This is a genomic window from Herbaspirillum sp. C7C8 (assembly GCF_022627875.1).
Classification (GTDB): Bacteria; Pseudomonadota; Gammaproteobacteria; order Burkholderiales; family Burkholderiaceae_D; genus Herbaspirillum.
In genome coordinates this window covers 17,073-27,988 of record NZ_JABXGG010000028.1, presented here as the reverse complement: position 1 = coordinate 27,988, position 10,916 = coordinate 17,073, and the positions used below count along the sequence as shown (strand labels likewise).

Annotated in this window: 7 protein-coding genes; all 7 read right to left on the bottom strand. The window is 63.5% G+C overall.

The genetic code is table 11. From position 1 onward, the window contains the following. Window positions 1-104: 104 nt before the first annotated feature. The gene (locus HWE01_RS21565) at window positions 105-632 is read right to left on the bottom strand and encodes a hypothetical protein (RefSeq protein WP_241822841.1); all 528 of its coding nucleotides are present in this window, start codon (window positions 630-632) and stop codon (window positions 105-107) included. 253 nt (window positions 633-885) lie between these two features. Then, window positions 886-3,492, bottom strand: a complete 2,607-nt coding sequence (locus HWE01_RS21560) for a type VI secretion system Vgr family protein (RefSeq protein WP_349641006.1) — start codon at window positions 3,490-3,492, stop codon at window positions 886-888. Window positions 3,493-3,939: 447 nt separating this feature from the next. Then, window positions 3,940-4,743, bottom strand: a complete 804-nt coding sequence (locus tag HWE01_RS21555; protein WP_008328621.1) for a transporter substrate-binding domain-containing protein — start codon at window positions 4,741-4,743, stop codon at window positions 3,940-3,942. Between the two features lie 60 nt (window positions 4,744-4,803). Continuing rightward, window positions 4,804-5,460 carry a ligase-associated DNA damage response endonuclease PdeM gene (gene pdeM, locus HWE01_RS21550; RefSeq protein WP_241822839.1) on the bottom strand — a complete coding sequence of 219 codons (657 nt, stop codon included), beginning with the start codon at window positions 5,458-5,460 and terminating at the stop codon, window positions 4,804-4,806. Further along, window positions 5,457-8,024: a ligase-associated DNA damage response DEXH box helicase gene (locus tag HWE01_RS21545; protein WP_502798465.1), complete on the bottom strand. Its 2,568-nt coding sequence runs from the start codon at window positions 8,022-8,024 to the stop codon at window positions 5,457-5,459. Before HWE01_RS21545 ends, pdeM begins: the two co-directional genes overlap by 4 nt. Beyond that, on the bottom strand, window positions 8,005-9,708 hold the full coding sequence (locus HWE01_RS21540) for an ATP-dependent DNA ligase (RefSeq protein ID WP_241822838.1): 1,704 nt from the start codon (window positions 9,706-9,708) through the stop codon (window positions 8,005-8,007). Before HWE01_RS21540 ends, HWE01_RS21545 begins: the two co-directional genes overlap by 20 nt. Beyond that, window positions 9,701-10,762 (bottom strand): ligase-associated DNA damage response exonuclease, encoded by a 1,062-nt coding sequence (locus HWE01_RS21535; protein WP_241822837.1) that lies wholly within the window; start codon window positions 10,760-10,762, stop codon window positions 9,701-9,703. The genes HWE01_RS21540 and HWE01_RS21535 overlap by 8 nt, the downstream gene beginning before the upstream one ends. Window positions 10,763-10,916 lie beyond the last annotated feature (154 nt).

Sequence of the window (10,916 nt, the reverse complement as noted above, 5' to 3'; positions counted from 1 at the left end):
GCGCCGATCATTACACCGGCTTTGTTCATCTCGCTTTCTCCGTCATCCTCATGCGGCGCTATTTATGAAATGAGTTCATTGAGAGAAATAGTGACAGAGGATATTTAGATTCCATCGCCGAGGGTGATGTAGGACAACATCGTATAGGTTGATCGTGTCGGTTCTGCTGGGAGTTCATGAGGATTAATTAGCCGACTTACGGCTGCGGAAGCCTTTGCGTTAGCCCCTCCGTCAGCTGCTTTCAGAATAACGTTTTTTGCACAATAGAAGCCTGCGGTATCTACAGCGTTATAAGGAATATCCGCCACGATCTGAGGATCCCTGATGGTTGGCCCTTTCCCCCCGTTTCTAAACCAGCCAGCATCGAAAGAATTGCGATCAAGCCAACCGCGAAATACCCAGTACTCTGAATAATTGAAACGTCCCGTCAACTGTTTCAGGCCTCTGCCGCGAAATTTCATTCCGTCTCCGAGGTCTGTATTAGCCAAATCGATGCGTCCTTCGTAGTAACCTTTTTTACTTGGGTCAGCAAAGTGGAGTAGTTGACTCTTATTATTCTCTGTAATCTGAAGATATCCATTACCTTCTCGCTGGATCAGTCCATCCCATATAGCCGAGTACATGCTTTTCATCTTCAGTAGCGGTGGCAGGGCGCGCCGTTGGTTGTCGAACGTAAGCGACGATGCCATCGGCAATGGCCCGAACAGGTTCTCGACCGTTATTACGAGCTGGGGCTTCCAAATGCAAGCCTCCGTGCCACGAGAGTTTATGGCTGACCGGGAAATTCCCATGTTCCGGGCTACGCATGGCCCTCTGCAGATAGCCATCATCGTCCTGATCAAGATGCGGAGGAAGAAAAGGCGGGCTGATGAGCATATGGAATCCTTACCGCGAGAACGAGAATTTCCGTGAATCTTTTGCATCCACGGTGCTTTTCGGTAAAGGAGACAGGCTTGCCGCTGCACTCGCTCCTCCGGGAAAAGCATGCGCTCCCCCCTTCACCGAAAACGTCCCCGGACAGGCAAACGTGATATTGCCGCCCTCCAGCGTCACCGAAGCCTGCCCCGCCTGCAGCACGATCTTCTGGCGTGCCTTGATCTCTATGCCTTCATTGACGCTGATCACGCTCACATCCTTGTCAGCCAGGATCTCCAGCGCATCGGTATGCGCCTGCAAGGAAACCGGACCATTACCGGCGAAGGCCTGTATGCCGCCGTCGTGCGCAAAGAGCGTGGCCGCCTTGCCGGCCGCAAGGCTGGCGGTATCGGCGGCAGTCCAGTGCGTATCCCCCTGCGTGGTCCAGTGCAGGTTTTCGCCAGCGTAGAGCACGGTGGAAGCCGCACTGGCCCAGTTGATGTTGGTCGGGGACTCCATCAGCACAGCGGCTTTCGCGAACATCTCGACTGGTTGCGCACGGTCGTTCTCGCGTGACTCCGGCTGGCTCTTGAAGGCCTCCTGGCCGTTCACACTGCCCGGATGCTTGCCTTGGTCCGCCGGATCGATGATGGAGATGAACTCGCTCTTGGCCTTGAATGCCGCCGCACTATGCAGCGCCTGCTGCTGTGCGGCGGCCTCGCCCATGATCTGCGCCAGTTGCTGCGCACCCTTCAATTGCGCCACGGCTTCGTGGGCATCCATCTGCGTGCTGGTGACGCTGGCACCGGCAACCGGACGCGCCGTCGAGGAAATCAGCAAGCCCTGCGCGCCGCGCACCACGCCCCAGGCATCACTACGCAATTCAAAACCTTGGCCGCGATAGCTGCCGCGCTGGGCGCCGGTGTCGGCCTGTTCGATCAGATGGCCGAGATTGAGCTGGGACTTGGCCTGGCTGGACGCCAGCCGCATGCGCAACTGCAACTGCGTGTCGTCCACCACCCATTGATTGAAGCCGCTGCCATCATGCGCCGTGCTGTGCCAGCCCGAGAGCGTGCCGGCGTGATTGGCCCCGGAATCAGCGCCAGCCGGAAAGGGCGGCACGTCGCTGCCGTTGTAGAGCTGCGCGACCACCACCGGACGATCAATGTCACCCTCCATGAAATCGATCAACACTTCACTGCCGACGCGTGGCGTGAACTGGCTGCCCCAGTTGGGGCCGGATTGCGCTTCGGCCACGCGCACCCAGGTACCGGAAGCATCGTTGCCGGGGGCATTGCCGTTCTTGTCACCGAGGTTCCCGGTGTCGCGCAAGCCGCCCGGATTGGGCGACTTCCCGCGCTGCCAGTGAAACTGGATCTTGACGCGGTGATTGCGGTCCGTGGTGACGGCCACGTCCGGCAGGCCGGTCACCAGCGCAGTCTGGGGGCCGCGTGCAGTCGGTTTCAGGCGTTGCGTGATGGCGATGGGGACAATGGGGACCACGTCGCGCAAGGCCACGAAGCGGTTGCGGTAGGTGCCAGTCTTGAGGTCGTCCTCCGATGCGCTGTCCGATGCGGGCGTCTTGCCGAACAGATTTCCCAGCGAGGCGGGGAGCACCTGGTCGAGGATCCGGGCAATGTTGCTGTCGAAATTATTGCGTGCACCGTGACTGACCGAGAGCAGCTTGAAGCGGTTTTCACCGTCGGGATAGCGCTCGTGCTGGCTCAGCGCGAACTGCATGCCAGCACCGAGCTGGCGCGCCGCGCCTGTGCCTTCAAAGCGCTTGTTCTGCATTTCCAGGGCCTGCAGCATCAACCGTGCATGGGTCGCGGCCGCTTGCTGGTCCGCAAAGTCCTGCTGGCCGGTACCGTCGTAGACCGGCAGGGCAGGGAGTTCACCAGCATCCAGGCTGGAGCTCTCTTCGGCCGAAGGTGAAGAAATCTTCTCGGGATGCCAACTGGCCAGGGCCACCGCATTGGAACGCACGCTACGAACGGCGCCAAAGTCGGTGATGGCGTCACTGGCCTCGGTGGCCGCGACCCGGTGAAAGCGGATGCGCGTATCGCCGCCCGGCAGATCCGGTGCCTTGGCCTCGCGGTCAAAGATGACCAGCTTGTGCCGCGCCTGTTGCTGGCCATGAGCGTGGCCTTGCTCACCCTCCTGCTGATGCTCGAAGCGAAAGTTCAGCCCCTCGCTGGCCAGGATGCGGCGCAGGAAGGCGAAATCACTTTCGCGATATTGCGTGCAGATGTCGCGCTTGCTGAGAGGCTGGGTGACCTCCAATGCGAAATTGGCTTGCGGATATTCCTTCAGGACCGCGTTGGCGATATCGGTGACGCTCATGTCCTGGAACAGGAAACTGTCGCGACGGCGGTCGAGGAAGGCAAGGACGGATTCCAGCCGAAGCCGGTAGCGCGCCAGCCCGCCATCGGCACCCAGCCATGAAGCCTGCGTGCAGTAGCCATGCCAGGCGCGCCGGCTGCCGTCAGCCTGAAGCAGCCGCAGGGTCAGCTCGGTGCCGATGAATTGCTTGAGATCGAGATCGGTAGAAACCGAAAGGGCGTCGATGTCGAACTGGAAGTTGTCATTGACGCTCTCCTGGCCGTGGAAGCGCTCCACGACCAAGGATTCAGGCAAGCCAGCTTCCTGGGCGCTGGCCAGCGTGATCAGGCGAGCGTGTTGCGACAGTCCGGGGCCGAAGAGCGTAGAGGGGAAACCAGAAAGGAGCGTGGAAAGCAAGCGCGGTGCAACAGGCGCGCTGTGCTGCCGGCGGGGCGGTGCTGCATCTTGCGTCACGGGAGAGCCTCATCTTGATGGTCCGCCATTCGCTGTGCTGCGAACGAACGTGTGTTGGTTTTCAACACCACGCTGGCATCAAGTTGTCCCCGTGCTATCCCCTGTCATCGACTGCTGCATGGCAGCGGCGCTCAGCAATCAGGCCGCTCATTTTTGTGCCGTGCATTTTGCCAATCCGGGCTGGCTACCTCCATCGAAAAATTTCGTTAATTCATGACTGAAATATGGGTGAAAAATAAAGCTTCATGACGCAGCATCGCGGCATGAAGCTTCAAACAGATTTGCTGCTTACTGGAACGTGCTGGCCATCTTCGCCGGCAGCGGCACATTGAGCCACTTCTGCACGATGGCATTGAGTTCGCCGTTCTTCTTGGCCGAGGTCAGCACCTCGTTGACCTTGCCGAGCAAGGCGGTTTCGCCTTTGTTCAAGCCGACGCTGCAGGCTGATTCATGGATGATGTACTTGAGCACCGGCTTGTTGCCGGGTGCCTTTTCGGCCAGCGCATAGGCGACAAAGTCCCCCGTGCCCACCAGCTGCACCTGGCCTGAGACATAGGCCGAGATCATGGCATTGTTGTCCTCGTAGCGCTTGATGGTGGCGCTCTTGGGCGCCGTGTCGGTCAGTTGCAGGTCCTGGAAGGTACCGCGCGCCACGCCCACGGTCTTGCCGGCCAGGTCGGCAGGGCCGCTCACCGCCACACTGGCCACGCCGAACACGCTGTTGTTGTAGGGCGCATAGGGCTGGGAAAAATCGATCACCTTTTCACGCTCGGCATTCTTGCCCAGGGTGGAAATGACCAGGTCGGCCTTGTGGGTCTGCAGGTAGGCGATGCGGTTGGCGCTGGCCACCGGCACCAGTTGCACTTTGACGCCCATTTTCTGGGCGATCAGCTTGGCCACGTCGATGTCCAGCCCCTGCAATTGCAGGTCCGTATTGACTGAACCGAAAGGCGCAAAGTCCTGCGGTACGCCGATGCGGACCACGCCAGCCTTCTGGATGTCGGCCAGCGCATCTGCCTGTGCCGGCGCGTTGGCGAGAACGCCCAGGCCGAGTGCAATCGAAAGGGCCAGCAGGCGGTGTTTGCATGTCATTGTCTTTGTCTCCTCGTATGAATATCAGCGCGTCGATGATACCCCTTATTGCGTGGCGGCTCAGCCCGGCAGCGGCAAGACACAATCCTCGGCCGCCAAATAGATGCGCTGTCCCGGCAAGGCATCGACACGATGGCCGCCCGTGAACGCGCCAAATGCCGGCAGCATCGCCCAGCGCCCGTCCACCACGAAGCAGGGCAGCCGCAAGCTGTCGCCCGCCGAGGACAGGCGATACACCGGATGCACATGGCCCACAATGGCAAAGGCACCGTCCACCGTCTGCGGATGATGGCAGAACGCCAGCGGGCCGACCCGCCAGGGCTCATCGACCAGTTCCATGCCCAGGACTTCGGGCGGATCACCCGCATGATGGTCGTGATTGCCACGCACCAGCGTGAGCGTCAGTCCCGCGTTGCGGCCACGCCATTGCGCCAGTGCCGAGAGCGTTCCAGCAGCACGCCCCGCGCGGGCATGCAGGAAATCCCCCAGGAACACGATGTGACGCACTGCATGCTGCTGTACCAGCGCATCGATGGCCTCCAGGTTGGCCCGCGTGGTGCCGTGCGGCACCGGAATGCCGCCGGCCCGAAAGGCCGCTGCCTTGCCGAAATGCACATCGGCCAGGATCAGCATGGCACGCTGGCGCCACAGCAGCGCGCGTTCGGGCAGCATGGTCAGGATGGCGCCATCGGCGTCGAAGCTGGGGTAGGGCATCATGCGGCAGTCTCGGGCTTGGCCTTGCGCCGGGTGGCGGGCTTGGGTTGTTCACGCGAGGCGGTCTTGTCGGCGGCACCTTCCAGCTCGCGCAGCATGCGCGCCACGCGGTCGGCCAGTTTCTCGGTCGAGAGCTTCTCGCGGAAGCGTTCCACCATCAGCGGCAGGGCAAACGGGGTAGGGCGCTCCAGCTGCACCAGCCTCAGAGTGCGTGCGCGCAGCTCGGCCAGGGTGCTGCGCAGGCGCTCCAGTTCCAGCTCCTGTTCCAGCACCTCGCGCTGGGCCTGGGTGAGCAGCAGATTGCCGGCATCATGCTTGCGGAAGACCTCGAAGAACAGCGCCGACGAAGCCTGCAACTGGCGCGCGCTCTTGTGCTGGCCGGGATAGCCCTGGCTGATCAACCCGGCAATGCGAGCGATCTCGCGGAAACGTCGCTGCGACAGTTCGGTGGCGTTCAGGCTGCAGAGTATGTCGTCCAGCAAGTGCTCCTCGCTGAAGAGCGCTTGTGCCTGGTCCGGGGCCAGGCGCGCCCACTCCACTTGCTCCGCCGCCAGCAGTTCGATACCGTAATCGTTGACGGCCATCGAGAACGTGGCTGCCCGCGTACTGGCCAGGCGCCAGGCCAGCAGAGACGCCAGTCCCAGGTGAACCAGGCGGCCGGCGAAGGGATAGAAGAACAGGTGATGGCCCTCCCGGCTCTTGAGTGCTTCCACCACCAGCCGCTGACCGGTGGGCAGTGCCGACCAGGCATCCTGCAGCGCCAGCAGTGGCCGCACCGCCTGCATTTCCGGGCCGTCGAAATGCTGTTGTTCGGCTTGTTGCAGGCGCTCCAGCACGGCCTGCGCCAAGGTCGAGGACAAGGGCATGCGCCCGCCTTGCCAGCGCGGGACGGCGCCGCTGCCAGCAGTACTGCGGCGCACCCAGGCCGTCATCTCATGGACCCGGACGAACTCCAGTACGCGCCCGCCAAAGAGAAAACGATCACCCGGACGCAGGCGCGCGATGAATCCTTCTTCAATCGTGCCAATACGTCCGCCTTTCAGGTACTGCACGTGCAGGCTGGCGTCGGCGACAATGGTGCCGATGTTCATCCGGTGCCGCCGCGCAATGGCCGGCACGTCAACGCGGTAGAACCCGTCTTGTCCCAGGGCGACCCGGTGGTATTCCGGATAGGCGCTCAGGCTCCGGCCGCCGCGCGCCACGAAGTCCAGCGCCCATTGCCACTGGTCCTCGCGCAAGTCGCGATAAGACCAGGCCTGGCGCACTTCCTGCAACAGCTCATCGGCGCGGAAACCGCCTCCCAGGGCGATGGTCACCAGATGCTGGACCAGTACGTCCAGCGGTGTTCCGGGTACCGCACGTTCTTCGACGCGGCCGGCTGCTACCGCATCCTGGGCGGCGATGGCTTCCACCAGCTCCAGGCTGTTGGTCGGCACCAGCGTGGCGCGCGAGCTGCGCCCCGGTGAGTGGCCGGAGCGCCCGGCGCGCTGCAGCAGCCGGGCCACGCCACGTGGGCTGCCGATCTGCAACACCCGCTCCACCGGGGTGAAATCCACGCCCAGGTCCAGGCTGGAGGTACAGACCACGGCCTTGAGTCGGCCATCACGCAGGCCGTGCTCGACCCAGTCCCGCACTTCACGGTCCAGGGAGCCATGATGCAGGGCGATGATGCCCGCCCAGTCGGGCCGGGCGTCCAACAGATTCTGGTACCAGAGTTCAGCTTGGGAACGTGTGTTGGTGAAGACCAGCGTACTGCCGCTGGCCTCAATCTCCTGCACCACGGCCGGCAGCATCTGCATGCCGAGGTGGCCAGCCCAGGCAAAGCGGGTCGGCTGCGGTGGCAACAGGGTATCGATGACGATGCGCTTGCGTTGCTCGCCCCGTACCAGCACGCCCTGTCCGGCAGCCGCAGGACCGAGCAGGACTTGCAGCGATTGCTCAAGATTGCCCAGCGTGGCCGACAGCCCCCACACCACCATCCCTGGCCGCCAGCGTCGCAGGCGCGCCAGGGCAAGCTGCACCTGTACGCCACGCTTATTGCCCATCAGTTCATGCCACTCATCCACGATCACGGCATCGAGCTTCGCAAAGCGTTGTTGGGCATCGGCTTGCGACAGCAGCAGCGACAGGCTTTCCGGGGTCGTCACCAGGGCCTGGGGCAGGGATTTCATCTGGCGCGCACGCTCGCCAGCGGCGGTGTCTCCCGTGCGCATGCCAGCCTGCCAGTGCGGCAGCAGGTCGGCCAGCGGCGCTTGCAGGGCGCGCAAAGTGTCGGTGGCCAGGGCGCGCATGGGGGTGATCCACAAGACCCGCAGGCCGCTCACATGGGTGGGCAGGTCCGGCTGCCCCAGCCTGGGTTCGGCGTGCAGCAGTGCGGCGAACCAGACCGCATAGGTCTTGCCCGAGCCCGTGCCGGAATGCAGCAGGCCGCTCTTGCCCAAGGTGGCGGCCTGCCAGACGGCGCGCTGGAAATCGAAAACCTCCCAGCCGCGCTGGCTGAACCATTGTTCAGCCTGAGACAGGGCGATCTTCCCGCTGGAACGGGAATTAGTCGTCTTGCGTGGCACGATGCAGTTCTTTCTGTTTTTCCTCGGAGGGCAGGCTGGCGGTTGGCCCCAGCAGCTCCCGCAGACTGGTCAGGGTATCGGCCTGTTCGACCGTCTTGTCCGGGCGCTGGCGCAGGATGCGCGGGAAGCGCACGGCGATGCCCGCCTTGTGGCGGGACGACAGGGCGATGCCCTCAAAGCCGATCTCGAACACCATGCTCGGCCTGACACTGCGCACCGGACCGAATTTCTCGATGGTGGTCTTGCGGATGACCTGGTCGACCACCGCAATCTCGGCATCGGTGAGGCCGGAATAGGCCTTGGCGAAGGGCACCAGCCGACGCTCGCCGTGTTCGTCCGGAGCGTCCCACACCGCAAACGTGTAGTCGGTGTACAGCGAGGCACGCCGCCCATGACCTGCCTGGGCGTAGATCAGCACGGCATCGATGGAATAGGGATCGACCTTCCACTTCCACCAGGTTCCGACATCGCGGGTGCGCCCAATGCCGTAGTGTGCCTCCCGCTGCTTCAACATCATGCCTTCCACGCCACGCTCGCGCGCGCTGCTGCGCAGCTGCGCCAGGCTGCTCCAGTCAGAGGCGACGATGCGGGGCGCCAGCATCAGGGCGGGCGCGGCATGGGCCTGCACCAGGGTTTCCAGCCGGTGGCGGCGTTCATGCTGGGGCAGGCCGCGCAGATCCTGGCCGTCCTGTTCCAGCAGATCGTAGGCGATCAGACCGGCGGGCAGGTCAGCCAGCAGGCGGGCGGTGAGGTTCTTGCGACCGATGCGTTTTTGCAGGTCGGCGAAAGGCGCCACGCGATCAGCTTGCGGTCCGCAATCGGCCAGGCGGATGACGATCTCGCCATCGATGACGGTGCCATCGGGCAGGGCCAGCCTGGCCAGTTCGGGAAAACGGTCGGTGATCAGTTCTTCTCCGCGCGACCACAGCCAGTTGCTCCCCTGTCGGCGCACCAGCTGGGCGCGGATGCCATCGTATTTCCATTCGACTTGCCAGTCCGAGAGCGCTCCCAGAGTGTCTGGCACCTCCATCAGCGGATGGGCCAGGAAGAAAGGATAGGGCTGCCCACCCTGCAACTGCGTATCCTGACCCGCGGCCGGCGCAATCAGTGCGGTAAAGCGCAGGGCATCGGGCCGGGTGCGGCCATCGGTCCAGCCAACCATGCGTTGTGCGACCAGCTTGGGATCGAGCCGGGCAACGCCAGCCAGCGCCCGTGTGACCAGCAGGCGCGACACGCCCACGCGAAAACCGCCGCCGATCAGTTTGGACAGCAGGAAGCGTCCCTGCCAGTCCAGTTCATCCCAGGCGGCGAACAGGGCGCTGCGGATGACGGCCGGATCGGCGCCACGCAAGGGCGCGATGCGCTCCTCCATCCAGCGCGCCAGCCCGAGGTCGCTGGCGCCGGAGGGCGGCGGCAGGACGTGGGCGATGGTCTCGGCCAGGTCGCCCACGCTGTGATAGCACTCTTCGAACAGCCATTCATCGATCTGCGCGTATTGCATCGCGCATTGCTTGAGCAAGCTGGTAGGAACCGTCTGGCGCGGCTTGCCCCCGGCCAGGAAGTACACTGCCCAGGCCGCATCGGCGGCTTGAGCACGATCAAAGTAGTCCTGCAGGGCGGCCAGCTTGCGGGTGGTGGAGGTGGTGGCGTCCAGTTCGGCATAGAGCCGCGAAAATTCACGCATGGCCGCTTTCCTGCGCTGCTACGGGCGCAGCCGGGGTAGTGCTGTCTTGCGTTTCTTCATCTCCGTATTCGGTGGCAAAGGCGCCGGCATCGAGCCCTTGCTGCCGCAGCCAGCGCACCATGGTGGCGACCTGACCATGGGTCACGATGACGCGCTCGGCGCCGGTGGCGCGGATCGCCTCGTGCAGGGCCGGCCAGTCCGCATGGTCGGAGAGGACGAAGCCACGGTCGACCCCGCGCCGCCGACGTGTCCCTCGCAAACGCATCCAGCCGCTGGCGAAGGCATCGCTGTAGTCGCCAAACCGGCGTATCCAGGGCGAACCTGCCGCCGACGGCGGCGCGATCACCAGGCTGCCGGCGTAGACGGTGGCCTTGCTGCGTTTGCCGGCCTCCGCTTGGCCTGCGGTGAGCGTCTCCGGCAGGGCGATGCCGGCTTCGCGATAGAGCAGGTTGAGCGGCTCCACTGCGCCATGGCAGATGATGGGACCGATGCTGGCGTCGATGCCATGCAGAATGCGCTGCGCCTTGCCAAAGGAATAGCAGAACAGCACGCTGGCGCGCCCTTGCGCGGCGTTGCTGCGCCACCAACGGTTGATCTCGTCGAAGATCGCCTGCTGCGCTTGCCAGCGGTAGATCGGCATGCCGAAGGTGGATTCGGTGATGAAGGCGTGGCATCGCACCGGCTCGAAGGGCGCGCAGGTACCGTCAGGTTCCAGCTTGTAGTCACCCGAGGCCACCCAGATACGGCCTTCGTGCTCCATGCGCAGTTGTGCCGAGCCCAGCACGTGTCCGGCGGGGTGCAGGGACAGCCGTACGCCATTGTGGTTGATGCGCTCGCCATAAGGCAACGTTTGCAGGGGGATATCCGCGCCCAGGCGCGCCCGCAGGATGCCCGCGCCCGGTGCCGCCGCCAGATAGTGCCCATGGCCCACGCGGGCATGGTCGGCGTGGGCGTGCGTAATGACCGCGCGCGCCACCGGGCGCCAGGGATCGATGTAGAAATTGCCGGGGATGCAATACAGCCCTTCCTTGCGCACCACTACCATGTCTTCCATGCGGGAGTTGTCCTTGCTCTGCCTTGAAAAAATCGTGCGGCTCCGTTTTGCCGTGTCCGGCCCGCTTTGTCCATGCCTGCAGCTGTCTTGTCGCGGCTTTGTCGCAAGTTATATGAAGCTTTTTGCAGAGTCGTCGATGCCGGTTCCACTTGTC